The organism is Tessaracoccus pujii, from assembly GCF_054483895.1.
Map to the genome: position 1 here is coordinate 143655 of NZ_CM137012.1, position 17579 is coordinate 161233.

14 protein-coding genes are annotated in these 17579 nt (G+C 69.2%); 9 read left to right on the forward strand and 5 right to left on the reverse strand.

Annotated elements, in window-relative coordinates:
- Nucleotides 1-87: 87 nt before the first annotated feature.
- From ACX1D0_RS00640 to ACX1D0_RS00660, 5 genes are all read right to left on the reverse strand, one after another.
- Complete coding sequence (locus tag ACX1D0_RS00640; protein WP_459018988.1) at nucleotides 88-1083, reverse strand: LacI family DNA-binding transcriptional regulator; 996 nt, start codon at nucleotides 1081-1083, stop codon at nucleotides 88-90.
- A gap of 88 nt (nucleotides 1084-1171) precedes the next feature.
- On the reverse strand, nucleotides 1172-1996 hold the full coding sequence (locus ACX1D0_RS00645; RefSeq protein WP_459020350.1) for a carbohydrate ABC transporter permease: 825 nt from the start codon (nucleotides 1994-1996) through the stop codon (nucleotides 1172-1174).
- A gap of 5 nt (nucleotides 1997-2001) precedes the next feature.
- Nucleotides 2002-2934, reverse strand: coding sequence for a carbohydrate ABC transporter permease (locus ACX1D0_RS00650; protein WP_459018989.1), 933 nt, complete (start codon nucleotides 2932-2934; stop codon nucleotides 2002-2004).
- 149 nt (nucleotides 2935-3083) lie between these two features.
- Nucleotides 3084-4421: an ABC transporter substrate-binding protein gene (locus ACX1D0_RS00655; protein WP_459018990.1), complete on the reverse strand. Its 1338-nt coding sequence runs from the start codon at nucleotides 4419-4421 to the stop codon at nucleotides 3084-3086.
- Between the two features lie 144 nt (nucleotides 4422-4565).
- Nucleotides 4566-7340: a family 78 glycoside hydrolase catalytic domain gene (locus ACX1D0_RS00660; RefSeq protein WP_459018991.1), complete on the reverse strand. Its 2775-nt coding sequence runs from the start codon at nucleotides 7338-7340 to the stop codon at nucleotides 4566-4568.
- Nucleotides 7341-7488: 148 nt separating this feature from the next.
- Between ACX1D0_RS00660 and ACX1D0_RS00665 the strand changes: the two genes are divergently transcribed.
- The 9 genes from ACX1D0_RS00665 (at nucleotide 7489) to ACX1D0_RS00705 (ending at nucleotide 17569) form a co-directional block, all read left to right on the forward strand.
- Nucleotides 7489-8520, forward strand: coding sequence for a LacI family DNA-binding transcriptional regulator (locus ACX1D0_RS00665; protein WP_459018992.1), 1032 nt, complete (start codon nucleotides 7489-7491; stop codon nucleotides 8518-8520).
- An 82-nt stretch (nucleotides 8521-8602) separates the two neighbouring features.
- Nucleotides 8603-9496, forward strand: a complete 894-nt coding sequence (locus ACX1D0_RS00670) for a GTP-binding protein LepA (protein WP_459018993.1) — start codon at nucleotides 8603-8605, stop codon at nucleotides 9494-9496.
- Between the two features lie 142 nt (nucleotides 9497-9638).
- Nucleotides 9639-10244 carry a 50S ribosomal protein L25/general stress protein Ctc gene (locus ACX1D0_RS00675; RefSeq protein WP_459018994.1) on the forward strand — a complete coding sequence of 202 codons (606 nt, stop codon included), beginning with the start codon at nucleotides 9639-9641 and terminating at the stop codon, nucleotides 10242-10244.
- Nucleotides 10241-10825, forward strand: coding sequence for an aminoacyl-tRNA hydrolase (gene pth, locus ACX1D0_RS00680; protein ID WP_459018995.1), 585 nt, complete (start codon nucleotides 10241-10243; stop codon nucleotides 10823-10825). The genes ACX1D0_RS00675 and pth overlap by 4 nt, the downstream gene beginning before the upstream one ends.
- 31 nt (nucleotides 10826-10856) lie before the next feature.
- Entirely contained in the window at nucleotides 10857-14351 is a 3495-nt protein-coding gene (gene mfd / locus ACX1D0_RS00685) for a transcription-repair coupling factor (RefSeq protein ID WP_459018996.1), read from the forward strand.
- Between the two features lie 65 nt (nucleotides 14352-14416).
- Nucleotides 14417-14920 (forward strand): hypothetical protein, encoded by a 504-nt coding sequence (locus ACX1D0_RS00690; protein ID WP_459018997.1) that lies wholly within the window; start codon nucleotides 14417-14419, stop codon nucleotides 14918-14920.
- 17 nt (nucleotides 14921-14937) lie between these two features.
- Nucleotides 14938-15546 carry a nucleoside triphosphate pyrophosphohydrolase gene (locus ACX1D0_RS00695; protein WP_459018998.1) on the forward strand — a complete coding sequence of 203 codons (609 nt, stop codon included), beginning with the start codon at nucleotides 14938-14940 and terminating at the stop codon, nucleotides 15544-15546.
- Nucleotides 15547-15622: 76 nt separating this feature from the next.
- The gene (gene eno / locus ACX1D0_RS00700) at nucleotides 15623-16903 is read left to right on the forward strand and encodes a phosphopyruvate hydratase (protein WP_459018999.1); all 1281 of its coding nucleotides are present in this window, start codon (nucleotides 15623-15625) and stop codon (nucleotides 16901-16903) included.
- A gap of 30 nt (nucleotides 16904-16933) precedes the next feature.
- A complete protein-coding gene (locus ACX1D0_RS00705) occupies nucleotides 16934-17569 on the forward strand; it encodes an FtsB family cell division protein (RefSeq protein ID WP_459019000.1) in 636 nt (211 codons plus the stop codon).
- The last annotated feature ends 10 nt before the right edge of the window (nucleotides 17570-17579 follow it).

Sequence of the window (17579 nt, forward strand, 5' to 3'; positions counted from 1 at the left end):
CTCGCGCATTTTAATCGTTTCAGGCGATTGATTGAAACGATACAACAGTGGGTGGGGCCGGTCAATGACCGGGTCGTGATCCGCGGATCACAGGACGCTCGACGCCCGGGGAATCAGCGTCGGCGTGTAGGTGATGGTGCGGTGCTCATGCGTGCGTCCGGCGTCCTGGTCCGCGATCTCCTCCAGCAGCAGGTCCGCCGCCGCGGCGCCGAGCTCCCGCCTCGGCTGGGCCACCGAGGACAGGGGCACCGTGGCGGCGGCGGCGAAATCGATGTCGTCGTAGCCGACGATGGCCACGTCGTGCGGCACCCGGATCCGGGCAGCCACCAGGCCCTGAAGAAGGCCGATGGCGATCATGTCGTTGGCGCAGAAGATGCCGGTGGGCCGTTCGCTGACGGGCAGGACCGCCAGATGCTCCGCGGCGGACCGCCCGGACGCGAAGCTCAAGGAGGGCACGGAGATGGCCAGCAGGCTCGCTCCAGCCTCCTTGGCCGCTCGCTCGGCGCCGTCGCGACGGTCGCGCACCTGCGCAAGCGTCGAGGGTCCACCGACGAAGGCGAGGGCGACGTGCCCCTCGGTGATCAGGTGTTCGGCCGCGATCCGCCCGCCGGCCACGTCGTCTACACCGACGGTGCAGCCGGTGCCGCCGTGCGCCCGATCAACCAGCACCGTGGGGATGCGGGCATGCAGAAGGGCGTCGACCTCCGGCGGCGTGGCGCCGATGGGGCCGAGGATGACGCCCCGGACCCGCTGGTCACGGAAGGAGCGCAGCACCGATGCCTCGCGCTCCGGGCGGTTGTCGGAATCGCCGATGGTGGCGGCGAAGCCGGCTTCCTCGAGCCGCGCCTGGGCGCCGCGCAGGACGTCGGCGAAGAACGGGTTGGCCACGTCCATGACGCCCAGGCCGACGATCCGGCTCTTGCCGGCGCGCAGCGCCTGTGCCTGCTGGTTGGGTGCCCAGCCCAGTGCCGCGATGGCCTCCTGGACGCGCTCCCGGGTCGCCGGCAGCACGCGCTCGGGGTTGTTGACGACGTTGGACACGGTGCCGATCGAGACTCGCGCCATGTCAGCGACGTCACGCATGCTCAGGCGCGGATGGGGGTTCACCGGGCTCCGATCGGGATCAGGGGTCGGCGCATACTCTACGCGCCGTACCCCGGGGGGCACGTCGTCATCCCTTCACCGCGCCCGACGTCATGCCGGCGACGATCTGGCGCTGGAAGAAGATGTACATGATCAGCGGCGGGATGGTGATGAGAAGGATGTTGGTGAAGAGAAGGTTGTACGAGGTGTTGAACTGGCTCTGGAAGTTGAACAGGGTCAGCTGCACGGTGGCGTTCCTGTCGCCTGGGAGGAAGTAGAGCGGGTTCTGGAAGTCGTTGAACACGAACACCGATTGCACCACCACGACCGTGACGACAACTCCCCGCAGCAGCGGTAGGACCACCTGGAAGAACAGCCGCATCGGGCCGGCGCCGTCGACGATCGCCGCCTCATCGATCTCCTTGGGAATGCCTGCGATGAACGCCCGCATCATGAGGACGGTGAACGACAGGCCGAAGGCCACCTCGATGAGGATCAGGCCGGGCAGGGTCTTGAAGATCCCGAGAGTCTGCATCACCCAGATGGTGGGCACGACGGCCGGCGGGATGATCAGGCCGGCCAGCACGAGACCGTTGATCCATGGATTGATCCAGCTCTTGCGGCGCTGGAGCACGTAGGCGATCATCGCGCCGAAGATCACCATGAGCGTGACGCTTGCCACGGTGAGGATGGTCGAGTTGATGAACGCGATGATCAGCATGAAGTCGCGGGTCTGGATCACGTCGACGATGTTCTGCCACAGCACGATCTCGGTGGGCCAGGAGAACTGGAGCAGGTTCGCCTCGGCCTTGGGCTTCATGGCCGTGAGCAGGATGAAGGCGAAGGGCAGCAGGAAGATCACGCTGGTCAGCGCGATCCCGATGATCCCGACGATGTAGCCGATGGGCCGCATCCTGGTCACTGGGCCACCTCCTTGGAGTTGAGCCACCGCGAGAGTGGGTAGATGATCGCGGTCACGACGATGAAGAGGATGACGTTGCCCGCGGTGGAGAGGCCGTAGAAGCCCGCCTGGTACTGCTTGTAGATCACCGAGGCGATGACGTCCGAGGCGAAGCCGGGACCGCCCTGGGTGGTGGTCCAGATCAGGTCGAAGGAGCGCAGGCCACCGATCAGCGACAGGATGATCACCGTCGACGTGGCGGGGAACGACAGCGGCAGCATGATGCTGCGGAAGATGTCCCACGCGCTGGCGCCGTCCACCTTGGCCGCCTCGTAGTACTCCTGGGGGATGGCCACCAGGCCGGCGATGTAGATGAGCGTGGCCAGGCCGATGCCCTTCCAGACGTCGATGGCGGCCACGGTGAGCAGTGCGATGTTGGGGTCGACCAGCCAGCGCGGCCCCTCGATGCCGACCACGCCCAGAGCTGCGTTGACCACGCCCGACGTGGGGTTCAGCAGCACCTGGAACGTGAGGCCCACACCCACGGCCGAGACGAGCACCGGGAAGAACGTGACCGAGCGCAGGTAGCCGCGGGCCCAGATGTGCTGGACCAGGACGACGGCCAGCAGCATGCCCAGCACCACCTTCGTGCCGGAGGTGACGAACGCGTAGATGAGGGTGTTGACCAGCGCCCCGACGAGGCCGGGCTCGCTGAAGAAGGTGACGAAGTTGTCGAAGCCGACGAACGTGGACTTGAACAGCGTCCATCGCGTGAACGCGAAGTAGAAGGACAACACGGTGGGGACGATGAAGAGGGCGATGAACACGATGCCGCCCGGCAGGAAGAACCACAGCGGGTAGCTCTTGTCGATGTGCACGGGGGAGATGCGCGGCCTGGCGGCCGGCTGCGACCCGGCTGCCGCGCGCGGTGGGGAGTGGGTGGCGGTCACGGAGGCTCCTTGAGGGCTGAAGATCACGTCGTCGTGGGCGGCTGCGGTGCCGCGGGTTTCAGTGTCGTGGGGAACAGGGAGGAGGGTGGGGAGGAGCGAACAACCCCACCCTCCGCGGGTGTGTGGTCCGGCCTAGCGGCCGGGGTGGATCACCAGCCCTCGAGGCCCAGCTGCTGGGCCTGCTTCTCGACGTCCTGGTCGTACAGCTTGGCGCCGTCGGCGGCGGAGCGGATGCCGGAGCCGACCTCGACCGTGATCTTCTCGAGGTTCGGGCCCTTCACGGGCGAGAGGAACTCCAGCGCGGGGCTGGCCTTGCCCTCGTCGAAATAGACCTGCAGGTCGCCGACGGCGGCCGGCAGATCATCGGGAAGTTCGCAGCCCTTGACAAGGTACGGGCCGGTGGGGGTCACGGCGGCGGTCTGCGCGTCGCAGGCCTCGGGGGTGGCCGCCCAGTCGACGAACTTCTTGGCCGCCTCGAGCTTGTCGCCTTCGGTGGTCTTCGGGATGTACAGGCCGGCGGGGGTCCATGCGGTGAGCCCGTTGGTGGCGGCGTCGTCGCCGGGCTGGGCGAAGAAGCCGATGTTCTCGGCCGCGTCCTCGGAGAGGCCCACGTAGGTGTTGATGACGAAGGACAGCATGGGGTAGTGCGCGCCCTCGCCGCTGACGAGCTGAGTGAGTGCCTGATCCAGCTTGGCGGTGGCGAAGTCCTCGTTCATGTAGCCGGCCTTGTAGACCTCCTCGAGCCGCTGGAAGCCCTTGAGGGCCGGCTCGTCGACGTACTTGGCCTCGTTCGCCGTGTACTTCTCCGCCCAGTCGGGCTGCTCGGCGGTGACGTTGTGGAAGTCCGCGAGGATGAACAGCTGGGAGGTCCAGGTGTCGCCGTAGCTCTGGATGACCGGGTCGATGCCGGCGGCCTTGATCTTCTCGTTGTTGGCCATGAACTCGTCCCACGTGGTGGGCACCTCGAGTCCGAGATCGGCGTAGACGGCCTTGTTGTAGAGGATGCCGCCGCCCATGGCCTGACCCACCGGGACGCCGAACATCGCGTCGCCGCTGCTCACGGCGGGCTTGAACGCGTCGTCGACGCGGTCCATCAAGGCCTCGCCTGACAGGTCGACCAGGGTCGTCGTCGGATCCAGGGCCTGGAGCAGCGAGCCGGAGTTGTACCAGAAGACGTCGCTCATCTCGTCGGTGGCGAGACGGGTCTTGACCACGTTGTCGCCGTCGGTGCCCTGCGGCCGCGATTCGATGTCGACGACCACCTCGTCCTGGGCCGAGTTGAACCCGTCGGCAATCGCCTGGGCTGTGTTGAGAGAGGTTTCCGAGTTGTCGACCAGCAGGGTGATCTCGACGGCCTCGGCGGCGGGTGCGCCGCTACCGGAGGCGGTGGGGTCGTCGGTGGAGCCGAGCGATCCGGGGGTGCAGGCGGCCAGCGCGGCGGCCGCGACGATCGCCATGCTGGCGATTCCGGTCTTCTTGAGATTCATGTAGTGCCCTCCGTTGGACTCAATCAGATGAAACGTTTCACCTGCATGTTGAAAGGTTAAAATGTTGCTGGTCTCCCTGTCAAGGGGTTCCAGATCTCAGTTTGGTCACGCCCGAGCCGGCCGGCGTCGGGCGTGACCGGCTGCTCAGGTCAGGCTCTCGCGCACCACGGCCGTGATCTCGTCGCGGCCGCCGTCGCTGCCGCCGAGGGTGAACGCATCCACCAGGACCTCCACGGGGTCCTCGAGGTGCGCGGCCATCCGGTCGGCCACCGAGGCCTCGTCGGTGAAGTGCACCATGCCCCTCAGGGGCGCCGCGATGGTGCCCTCCACGAAGCGGTCCCATCGCGTGGGATCGTCCATGAGTTCGCGCACTGTCGAGGGCGGACCGTAGGCCGGCTCGGGCAGGCTGACGCGCCACTCGTGGGTGCCGGATCCCGCCTCGACGGGGGCGCCGGGCAGGTCCACGTCCGCGGTCACGCCCGGGGGGATCGTGGCGGAGACCACCACGTCGTCGCCGTCCCGCTGCCAGCCCACCGCGATCTCGCCGAACGGCGACAGGTGGCGGGCGGAGGCGTGCGTCAGGCCGCCGCCGGGGCGCGGCGCTATGCGGATCCGCCGGTAGCCGGGTGCGGCGGGGGCGAGACCGGCGACGGTGCGGTGCAGCCAGTCGGCCACCGCGCCGAGGGCGTAGTGGTTGAAGGACGTCATCTCGCCGGGGTTGATGGTCCCGTCGGGCAGCATCGAGTCCCAGCGCTCCCAGATGGTGGTGGCACCCATGGTCACCGGGTACAGCCAGGACGGGCAGCCGGTCTGCAGCAGCAGCCGGTAGGCGGTCTCGACGTGGCCGTGGTCGGCCAGCGCATCGGTGACCAGGGGCGTGCCGACGAAACCGGTGGAGATCCGGAAGCCGGAGATGCGCACCAGATCGGCCAGTCGGGAGGCTGCCGCAGCGCGCTGTCCGTCGTTCTCCAGGAGGTCGAACACCAGGGCCATGGCGTAGACGGTCTGCGCGTCGCTGAGGATGCGGCCGCCGGGGGTGACGAACTCGCGGCGGAAGCCGGCGAGTGCGCGATCAGCGACGGAGCGGGCGTAGGCCTCGGTTTCTGCGTCGCCGACGATGGCGGCGGCGCGGGCCGTGAAGTCGGCGCTGCGGTACACGTGGGCGGTGGCCACCACGTCGGGGTCGGCCTTGGCGCGGGCGGGTTCCTCCGGGGGGGCCGTCGGGTCGAGCCAGTCGCCGAACTGGAACCCGCCGGACCACACGCCGTCGTCGCCTGCCGCCTTGTCGAGGAACTCCACCCACCGGCGCATGCTGGGCAGCTGGCGGGCCAGGACCGCGTCGTCGCCGGTGCGTTCGTGCAGCACGGTGGGCACGATCGCCGCGGCGTCGCCCCAGGCGGTGGCCACCATGCCGCCGAGGACGTTGGGCACCACGATGGGCACGCCGCCGTCGTCGAACTGGTCGGCCTCGAGGTCGCGCAGCCACGAGCGCAGGAAGCCGGTGGCGTCGTAGAGGAACTCGGCCGTGGGCGTGAACACCTGGATGTCACCGGTCCAGCCCAGGCGCTCGTCGCGCTGCGGGCAGTCGGTGGGCACGTCGACGAAGTTTCCACGCATGCCCCACACCACGTTCTCGTGCAGCCGGTTGAGCATGTCGTGGGAGGAGTCGAACCAGCCCGTGCGCTCCATGTCGCTGTGGATGACCACGGCCCCGGCCGAGACGATCTCGGCCTCGTCGACGCCGTCGACGCGGGCGTAACGGAAGCCGTGGAAGGTGAAGGTGGGCTCCAGGACCTCGTCGCCGGTGCCCGCGAGGTGGTAGGTGTCGGTGGCCTTGGCGGTGCGCAGCGGACGGATGCCGAGTTCGTCGTGCTCCAGCACCTCGGCCTGGGTCACCACCACCTGGCGGCCGGACTCGGCGCGCACGGTGAGGCGGACCCACCCGACGACGTTCTGGCCGAAGTCGATCAGCAGAGCGCCGGACGGGGAGCGCCACGTCTTCTGGGCGGGCACCACCTGGGTGACACGAACGGGCGGGCCGTCGGGGGCCACCAGCAGGCCGAGGTCGGCGTCGATCACTTCGACGGCGTCGTCGCCCCGGGGCTCGGTGATGCGCAGGTCGGTGGTGCAGCCGTCGTAGATGTCGTCGGCCAGCACGCGCCAGGTGTGGGCGCGCCAGGTGTCGTCGGTGCCGAGGACGTGCCGCGTGCCGTCGGCGGTGAGGACCTCGAGTTGGGCCAGGAGCGCCAGCCGGTCGCCGTAGATGGCGCGACGGTTGCCCCAGGTGAGGCGGCCGCGGTACCAGCCGTTGCCGAGCAGGGCGGAGACGTCGTTGGCGCCCTCCTGAAGCAGGTCCGTGACGTCGTGGGTCTGGTAGCGGAGCCGGTGGCTGTAGGTGGTCCAGCCGGGGGCGAGGTACTCGTCGGCTACCCGACGGCCGTTGATGGTCATCTGGTAGAGGCCGTGCGCGGTGACGTGGAGGCGGGCGCTGACCACGTCGGCGGGAAGGGTCCACGCCGTGGTGAGCAGCGGCGCCGGGGTGAGGATGCCGCCGAGCGTGGCGGGGGAGATGAAGCGGGCCTGCCAGTCTTCCGCCTCGAGGAGGCCGGCCTCGATCGCGACGGGTTCGCTCCATGCCGCCCACTCGCCGTCGTTGCCACGGGCGCGGACACGCACGACGGCGCGCTCGCGGGAGGCGAGGGGCGCCTGGGGCCAGGCGACGAACAGCTGCTCGGCCGAGGCCTCCTCGTGCACGGTCGCCGCGCCGTTGCGGTCGATCTCGATGGCGTAGCCGGACTGGACCCATCCGTCCGGGGCGTCGGTCACCTGCCAGGACAGGCGAGGGGCTGGGTCGCCCAGGCCAAGGACGACGGGTGAGATGGGACGGTTTTCGACTCTGAGCCGCGTGGTGGTGGTCATGCAGGTTTCCTCGACGTTGAGACGCACGCTTCCGTATGAAACGTTTCACCATCATGGTGGACCGAGATGGGGAATTCGTCAAGGGCCCGTCGGGGATGCGCGCGATCACTACTGGAGCGTTTCACCCCGGGGCCCTACATTGCTCTGTATGAACCCGCGCACCGGCGGCAGGCTGCCCAGCATGAACGACGTCGCCCGTGAGGCGGGCGTGTCCCTCGGCACGGTGTCCAACGTGCTCAACCGGCCTGAGGGGTGCCGACCGGAGACCGTCGCACGAGTGCAGGCAGCCATCGACCGCCTCGGTTTCGTGCGCAACCTCAACGCGCGGTCCCTCGTGGGGGCGGGCTCGCACGCCATCGGGCTCAATGTCTTCGACCTCAGCAACAGCCTCTTCGTGGACATCGCCCGAGGGGCCCAGGCGGCCATCCGGGAGCGCGGCCATCAGTTGGTGATCACGGATTCGGACACCGATCCGCGGCAGCAGCGCGAGCACCTCGACTACTTCGACGAGACGCGCGTGGCCGGCGTGCTCCTGGCGCCGCAGTTCGACCCCGACGGCGACGTGGGTCGCCTGGCCTCCCACGGCCGTCGTGTGGTGGTGCTCAACCACGACACCCCGGGCGCCACCTGGTCCACGGTGCTGGTGGACAACGAGCACGTCGGGTACCTCGCGGCCACCCATCTGATGCAGCGCGGCTGCCGCCGGCTCGCGTTCGTCGGCGTCCCGGAGTCTCTGCAGCCGGCCGACGAACGGCGCCGGGGCGTGCGACGCGCCGTCGCGGAGGCCGCCGGTGTTCAGGTGATCGACATCCACACCACCGACCTCCAGGTCGCCGGCGGCATCGTCGCCGGACGACGGCTCGTCGACCTGCCCTCGGGGGAGCGCCCAGACGGAATCATCTGTGTGGCCGACCTCACCGGGATGGCCGTCATCCAGGTCTTGGCCGCCGGCGGAGTGCGTGTGCCAGAGGATGTTCTCGTGATGGGCTGCGACGCCAACAGCAACGCGTGGGGCGGCCCGGTCACGCTCACCACCGTCGCGCAGCACGGCGACGAGATGGGCGCCGTCGGGGCCCGGATCCTGCTCGACGAGCTGGCCGACCCCACCCGGCCACCGACCCGTCACGTGATCAGGCCGGAGCTGATCGAGCGGTCGTCGACGGCGGCGCCCATGCACTGATCCGTGGTCGGCCGGGTGGTGGACTGGGTCATGACCGGGTGGTGGGAATCGGCCATGCTTGGAGGTGACTAGGAGGAGCGCCATGGCCGCACTGATCACTGACGCCTCGCTGAAGAGCTTCGTCCTGGAGCTGGGGGACAGGCATCCGCCGATCCAGCTGGGCTCGGCCGACCGAACCGTCCACAATCCCGAGGCGGTGCGCCGGCGGTTCGCGCACGTCATCGACTATCTCGCGCGCGTCGAACTGGAGGTGGACCGCAACGTCCTCGAGCTGCTCACCATCCTGCCCGATGTGAGCGAGGTGGACCGGATCTTCTACCAGGACGTCTGGTACGACCAGGAGATGGCGCACGGCTACCTGCTGGACCAGCTCCAGGGCGACCTCGGCATGGAGCCGCAGGAGCCGTTCATGACCATCCCGCTGCGCATGAAGCTCCTCGGCGCGCTCGCGCACTGGGAGCCCGTCCACGACATCTCACGGATGCTCTACTACCTCACCGGCGCGTCGACCGAGCGGCAGGCGGTCCTGGCGTACTCCTCGCTGATCAAGGAGCTCACCCGCATGGGGGAGACGGCCATCGCGGAGACGATCATCCACCCCATCAAGCAGCAGGAGCCCGGCCACTTCGCCTTCTACCGGCTGAGCGCTGAGAAGATGGTGCAGGACGGGGTGCTCAGGCCCTGGCAGGTACAGGTGGCGCGGCTGCTGCGCGCGAACTCCTTCACCATGGTGGGCGTGGACTACGTGACGTACTACCAGAAGGAGTTCGGGGGAGTGATGGCCGAGCTGGGCATCGACGCGGAGATCGAGATCTACGCGCGTGAGATCGGGCGGCTCGAGGCCAAGCTGCTGTGGGCCAACGAGAAGGGGATGGAGTTCCCGCCCTACTTCCTCACGGCGCTGCGCGAGTCCGTGGAGATGTACCGCGGGCAACGGAACTTCGATCAGCCGCGTCCGAACCAGGTCGTTCTCTAGGCCGATTCGCACGCCCCCACACCCGGGGGGTAAGCTTACGGGGCTGCCTGGCGAGGGACCCCCAGGGTCCGTGATCGACTAGCCTCCTTCCTCGCTCGGCGCCCGCACGCGTAGATATCCAAAGAGCTTGAGGAGTTCACCCATGGCCGACGTCGATCTGACCGCCACCACCCGCACCGAGTTCGGCAAGGGCGCCTCGCGCCGTCTCCGTCGCGCCGGTGCCACCCCCGCCGTGCTCTACGGCCACGGTATGGATCCCGTGCACCTGGCCCTCCCCGCCCGGGAGACCTTCCTCGCGCTCCGTCAGCCCAACGTGCTGCTCCAGATCACCGTCGAGGGCGAGCCCAAGCCCTTCCTCGCGCTGCCGAAGCAGATTCAGCGCCACGCCATCCTGCACTCCATCGACCACATCGATCTGGTACTGGTCACGGCCGGCGAGAAGGTCACCGTCGAGGTCCCGCTGGTCTTCACCGGTGAGGCGGAGCGCGGCGCGCTGGTCAACCACGAGCTCAACAACCTCACGGTCCTCGCGCCCGCCACCGACATCCCCAACGAGCTCGAGGTCTCCATCGAGGGCCTCACCATCGGCTCGCACCTCACCGTCGCGGACATCACGCTTCCCGAGGGCGTCATCGCGGGCGTCGAGGGCGATGTCGTGGTGGTCAGCGTCGGCCAGGCCCCGGTCGCGGACCTCGGTGAGACCGACGTCGCCGAGGGTGCGTCCGAGGGCGTCCCCGCGGCCGAGTGACCGATTCCACCTTCCTCGTCGTCGGGCTCGGGAACCCGGGCCCGACGTACGAGGCCACCCGGCACAACGTCGGGTACTGGGCCGTAGCGGACCTTGCGGACCGCTACGGTTCGTCGTTTTCCGTGAACTCGCGCCAGCGGGCGGAGCTGGCCACGGTGACCCTCCCGGGTCCGGAGCCCATCAAGCTGGTGCTGGCCAAACCCACCACCTTCATGAACGACTCCGGTTCCGCGGTGAAGTCCGTCGCGGCGTTCCACAAGATCAAGCCCTCGCACGTCATCGCCGTCCACGACGAGCTGGACCTGGATGCCGGCCGGCTGCGCGTGAAGATGGGCGGCGGGGACAACGGCCACAACGGGCTCAAGTCCATCCGCGCCCACCTCGGCACCGGTGACTTCCACCGCGTCCGCGTGGGCATCGGGCGGCCGCCAGGCAGGCAGGACGCCGCGGCCTGGGTGCTGGCGAAGATGAAGCCCTCGGATCTGGAGGGGCTGCGAGTGGACGCAGCGGTGGCGGCGGACGCCGTCGAACTGCTCGTCCGCGAGGGCCTCGTGGCCACGCAGAACCGCTTCAACTCCTGACGAGCGCGTCCTGTCGGAGAGCCGTGGAAGGATGGTCGCTGTGAAGTTCCCCGGACTGCTGCGCGCCCTCGAGCGCGATCCCGCCCTCGCCGCGACCCTCGCGGATTCGCGGCGCTCCGGCGTCACCACGCTGGACGTGACGGCGGTGCCGCCCTTCTTCCCGCTGCTGGCCGCCTCCCTCGCCGAGGAGTCCGGACGCACCGTCCTGCTGGTCACCTCCACCTACCGGGAGGCGGAGCAGGTCACCACCGAGCTCGGCAGCCTGCTCGGCGAGGACCAGGTGGCCTACTACCCTGCGTGGGAGACGCTCCCGCACGAGCGGCTCTCCCCGCGCGCGGACACCGTCGGCCGCCGCCTGGCCGTCCTGCGCCGCCTCGCCGGGAAGGGGGAGCAGCCCCCGCCCCGCGTCGTCGTGGCGCCCATCCGCTCCGTCCTGCAGCCGCAGGTCAGAGGGCTGGCGGACATGGCTCCCGTGCGCATCGTCGTCGGCGAGGAATACCCGCTCTCCACCCTGCTCGCGGACCTGTCCGGTGCCGCCTACAACCGTGTGGACCTGGTGGAGCGGCGCGGGGAGTTCGCCGTGCGTGGCGGCATCGTGGACATCTTCCCGCCCACGGCGGAGCACCCGGTGCGCATCGACTTCTTCGGTGACGAGGTGGACGAGATCCGCTCCTTCACGGTCGCGGATCAACGCTCGACGGGGGAGACGGCGGACGTCGTCATCGCGCCGCCCTGCCGCGAGCTTCTCCTCACGACTGCGGTGCGCAACCGCGCCAAGCGGCTCGCGGCTCAGCACCCCGAACTCGGCGACATGCTCGGCCGCATGGCCGAGGGGCAGGCCGTCGAGGGCATGGAGGCGCTCACGCCCGTGCTGGTGGACGGGCTGGAGCTCCTGGTCGACGTTCTGCCGGCGGGGTCGCTGGTGCTGGCCGCATCACCGGAACTGATCCGGGCGCGCGCCACTGAGCTGGTGCAGACGAGCCAGGAGTTCCTCGAGGCCAGCTGGGCCGCCGCGGCCGGGGGCGGGAAGTCGCCGGTGGATCTCGGGGCCTCCGCCTACTGGAGCCTCTCGGATGTGCGCCAGCACGCCCTGTCCATCGGGCACGGGTGGTGGTCGCTGTCGCCGTTCGCCGCGGACGACCAACCCCACGCGATGGACGCGGATTCCGTGCATTCGCGCACCGTCCGCGTGACCACCACGGAGTCCTTCCGCGGCGACACGGAGGTGGCCACCCGGCACATCGCCGCGAAACTGGCCGACGGGTGGGGCGTGGTTCTGTGCGTCGAGGGCCGCGGGCTGGCCGCTCGCATGATCGAGGTGCTCGAGGAGGCCGGCATCGCCGCCGCCCTCGACGACCTTGCGGAGCCGCCGACGCCCGCCCGCGTCTCGGTGGTGCTGTCCTCCCTGCGCCAGGGATGGCGCGCGGATGAGGCCAGGGTGGAGGTGATCACCGCGGCGGAGCTGACCGGCCAGACGGTCCTGGACCGGGCCGAGCGCAAGCTGCCCGCCCGTCGCAAGGCCGCCATCCAGCCGCTCGAGCTCAAGGCCGGTGACCCGGTGGTGCACGAGCAGCACGGCGTGGGCCGCTTCGTCGAGCTGGTGCAGCGCACGGTGCAGGGCGCCGCGCGGGACTACCTGGTCGTCGAGTACGCCCCCAGCAAGCGGGGACATCCGGGGGACCGGCTGTATGTGCCGATGGACCAGCTGGATCAGCTCAGCCGCTACGTTGGATCCGAATCGCCCACGCTGGACAAGATGGGCGGCGGGGACTGGACCAAGCGCAAGGCCAAGGCCCGCAAGGCCGTCCGCGAGATCTCCGCCGAGCTCATCAAGCTCTACGCGGCCCGGCAGGCCACCAAGGGCCACGCCTTCGGGCCGGACAACGTCTGGCAGCGCGAGCTGGAGGACGCCTTCAGTTTCGTGGAGACCCCGGACCAGCTCTCCGCCATCACCGACGTGAAGGCGGACATGGAGAAGGTCGTGCCCATGGACCGCCTGATCTGTGGGGACGTGGGCTACGGCAAGACGGAGATCGCGGTGCGCGCCGCCTTCAAGGCGGTGCAGGAAGGCAAGCAGGTGGCTGTCCTGGTGCCCACCACCCTGCTCGTCACGCAGCACTACCAGACCTTCGCGTCGCGTTTCGCGGGCTTCCCCGTGCACCTGGCTCAACTGTCGCGGTTCCAGACCGATGCGCAGTCCAAGAAGGTGGTCGACGGCCTGGCCACGGGCCGGATCGACGTGGTGATCGGCACCCACCGGCTGCTCAGCAAGGAGATCCAGTTCAAGGACCTCGGGCTGGTGATCATCGACGAGGAGCAGCGGTTCGGCGTGGAGCACAAGGAGCGGCTGAAGGCCATGCGCGTCAACGTCGATGTGCTGTCCATGTCCGCCACCCCCATCCCGCGCACCCTGGAGACGGCGATCACCGGCATCCGCGAGATGAGCGTGATCGCCACACCGCCGGAGGAGCGGCACCCGGTGCTGACCTTCGCGGGTCCGCACGACGACGCCCAGGTGAAGGCCGCCATCCGCCGCGAACTGGCCAGGGAGGGCCAGGTGTTCTTCGTGCACAACAGGGTGGGCACCATCGAGAAGACGGCCGCGCACCTGCGCGAACTCGTCCCCGAGGCAAGGGTGGTCACCGCGCACGGGCAGATGAGCGAGACGCGCCTCGAACAGGTCATGCTGGACTTCTGGGAGCGCCGGGCGGACGTGCTGGTGTCGACCACCATCATCGAGGCCGGCCTCAACATCCAGTCCGCCAACACCCTGATCATCGACCGCGCGGACACGCTCGGGCTCTCCCAACTTCATCAGCTCAGGGGCCGGGTGGGCCGTTCCCGTGAACGCGGCTACGCATACTTCCTCTACCCGGCGGACCGGCCACTGAGCGAGGCCTCGCACGAGCGCCTCGCCACCATGGCCGCCAACACGGACCTCGGCGCCGGCATGGCCATCGCCATGCGGGACCTGGAGCTTCGCGGGGCGGGCAATCTCCTGGGGGAGGACCAGTCAGGCCATATCGAGGGCGTCGGGTTCGACATGTACCTGCGCATGGTGGGTGAGGCCGTGGCGAACTACCGCGGCGAGGACACGGAGCCCGAGCCGCAGATGCGCATCGAACTGCCGATCGACGCGCACATCCCGGAGGACTACATCTCCTCGGAGCGGCTGCGGCTGGAGAGCTACAAGGAGATCGCCGAGATCCGCACCGAGTCCGATGTCGACGCAGTCCGCGCCGAGCTCACGGACCGCTACGGCGAGCTGCCGCCCCCCGTCGACGCGCTCCTGGGCGTGTCCCGGCTGCGGATGCTGGCCCGCTCGCACGGGATCCAGGAGATCGTTCCCCAGGGCAAGATGGTGCGTTTGTCCCCGCTGCATCTGCCGGAATCGAAGCAGATGAGGCTCCAGCGGCTGTACCCGGGCGCCAGCGTCAAGGCGTCCGCAGACCAGGTTCTGGTGCCCAAACCGGAGGACGATCACCTGGCCTGGGCCACCACGCTGCTGGCGCAATTGTTCGCCTGAAGCCATGCGCTAGGCTGACGGCGGCGCCCGCCGCGGCCCCACCGAAGGTTCTCGAGAGGACACCCATGAAGCTGATGCGCCTTGTTCCGCTGGTCGCCGCCGCGGCCCTGTTCGCAGGCTGCAGCCCCATGCCGAGCACCGCCGCCCAGGTGGGCGACGTGCGCATCACCGAGGCCCAGCTGGACCGTGACGTCGCCGGCTGCGAATCCGTAGGCATCGGCAGTGACCAGGTTGAGCGCAGCGCGCTCCTGATGTCGGAAATCCTCGGCGCCATCGCGGACCGGATCGCGACGGACGCGGACGTGACGGTCACCGACGAGGAGGCGCTGGCGGTGTTGCGCGAGAACGCCGCTGAGAGCCCGGCGCTGGGCAACGACGAGTGCGCGAGGGTCGCGGCCAACAGCGCCAAGCTGCAGCTGCTGGTCACCAAGCTCGGCGAAAGTGCCGATATCGCGGCGCTGCAGCAGCAGTTCGAGGCGGTCGAGGTAAACCTCAACCCGCGCTACGGCCAGTGGGATCCTGCGGGCGCAGGCGTCACCGGCACCGGCTCGATGTCGGTTCCCTCCTGACCCCCGACGCCACGGCCATGACCTCGGAGCTCGAACGGCTGCGCCAGGTCATGGCAGAGCTGCGGGTGCGGTGCCCGTGGGACGCCGAGCAGACCCACCGCTCCCTCCTCAACCACCTCATCGAAGAGGCGTGCGAGGTGGTGGACGCCGTGGAGACCGGGGACGACGTCGAGCTGCAGGAGGAGCTCGGTGACCTCCTGCTCCAGGTGTACTTCCACGCCCGCATCGCCGAGGACGAGAACCGGTTCACGATCGAGGATGTGGCGCGCGGCATCGCGGACAAGCTCGTGCGGCGCCATCCCCACGTGTTCGCCGACGAGGACGTGCCGCAGGACATGTGGCAGTCGTGGGAGGAGCGCAAGCGGGCAGAGAAGGGAAGGTCCTCGGCGCTGGAGGGGATCGCCGAGTCGCTCAGCGTCCTGGGGCGCGCCCACAAGGTGATCTCCCGCAGCCGGTCACACGGCGTCGCCGTCGACCTCCCGGACGAGCCGGTGGACGAGGCCACGGTGGGTCGCGGCATCCTCGCGCTGGTGGCGCGCGCACAGGCGCACGGCATCGACGCCGACGCGGCCGCCAGGCACGCGCTCCGGGAGCTCGAGAGCCGCGTCCGGAGCGCGGAAAGTTAAGCCGTCCCGCCGCTGCTTTCCACCTCGTGGCTAGCTAGGCTGGACAGATAAGAGAAACCTCTTTGAAAGGGAGCACATGGCATCCATCGAATTCATCCAGGCACGCGAGATCCTCGATTCTCGAGGAAACCCGACCATCGAGGTCGAGGTCGAGCTTGACTCTGGTGCCAGCGGCCGCGCCGCTGTCCCCTCCGGTGCCTCAACCGGCGCCTTCGAGGCCGCTGAGCTCCGCGACGGTGACAAGGGCCGCTTCGGCGGCAAGGGCGTGCTGACGGCCGTCCAGAACGTCACCGAGGTCATCGGCGAGGAGATCCTCGGTCTCGACGCCTCCGAGCAGCGCATCGTCGACTTGGCCATGATCGAGCTCGACGGCACGGAGAACAAGTCCAAGCTGGGCGCCAACGCCATCCTGGGCGTGTCGCTGGCAGTGGCACACGCCGCCGCCGAGGAGGCCGGCCTGCCGCTGTACAAGTACGTCGGTGGCCCCAACGCCCACATCCTGCCCGTGCCGATGATGAACATCCTCAACGGTGGATCCCACGCCGATTCCAACGTCGACATCCAGGAGTTCATGATCGCGCCCATCGGCGCCGAGAGCTTCGCTCAGGCCGTCGAGATGGGCGCCAGCGTCTACCACGCCCTCAAGGCCGTCCTCAAGGAGAAGGGCCTCAACACCGGGCTCGGTGACGAGGGCGGGTTCGCTCCCAACCTCGAGTCCAACCGCGCCGCCCTGGACCTGATCGTCGAGGCCATCAAGAAGGCCGGCTACGAGCCCGGCGTCGACGTGGCGCTCGCGCTCGACGTCGCGGCGTCCGAGTTCTACAAGGACGGCGGCTACGCGTTCGAGGGTGCCACCAAGACGGCCGACGAGATGGTGGACTACTACGCCGAGCTCGTCGACGCCTACCCGCTGGTCTCCATCGAGGACCCGCTCAACGAGGAGGACTGGGACGGCTGGAAGGCCATGACCGATCGCCTCGGGAGCAAGGTGCAGATCGTGGGCGACGACCTGTTCGTCACCAACGTCACCCGCATCCAGAGGGGCATCGACACCGACACCGCCAACGCGTTGCTGGTGAAGGTCAACCAGATCGGCTCCCTGACGGAGACCATCGACGCGGTGGACCTCGCGCACCGCAACGGCTACCGCACCATGATGTCGCACCGCTCGGGTGAGACCGAGGACGTGACCATCGCGGACCTGGCCGTCGCGCTCGGCTGTGGCCAGATCAAGTCCGGCGCCCCCGCGCGCACGGACCGGGTGGCGAAGTACAACCAGCTGCTGCGCATCGAGGACGACCTGGACGAGGCGGCCGTCTACGCCGGTCGTTCGGCCTTCCCGCGTTTCAAGGGATGAGTTGAGGGCCTGATCCGGCACACTGGATCAGTGCCTCAGACTCCTCGGAACAAGCCGACCACCAGTGGTCCGGGTCGCGGAACTCCGCGGGCCCGGACCACTGCGCGTCCGGGGGAGCGCACCCACCGCCCCCGCGTCGAGCCGCTCGCCGAGCCGGACGTCCGGGCGGCCATGGACACCCGCCCGGGTCCGGTGCCGCGCGCGCAGAGGGCGCTGTCGGCCACGTGGCGGCTCGCGGTCCTCCTCGTCGTGACCGCCGGACTGGCGCTGGTGCTGGCGCACTCGCTGCGGGTGTACTTCGCGCAGTCTCAGGAGATCGCGGCCGTTCGGGCCGACATCGCGGCCAAGCAGGAACGGATCGCCGACCTGGAGGACAAGCTCAACCGCTGGAACGATCCGGAATACGTCCGCTCCGTCGCCCGGGTCCGGCTCGGCTGGGTGATGCCCGGCGAGGTGGGATACCGCGTCATCGGCGCGGACGGGCAGCCGCTGGACGGCGCCACCATCGAGGACGCCCCGGGACCCGGCGAGACCGGTCTGTGGTGGGAGCGGATGTGGGGCTCCGTCGCGGTAGCGGACCAGCCCGTTCCCGAGCCCAGCGCGTCACCGGCGGCGGATCCCGACCGCACCGTCGCACCCAGCCCGGCGCCGACGCCGGAGCGCTGAGATGGCCGCT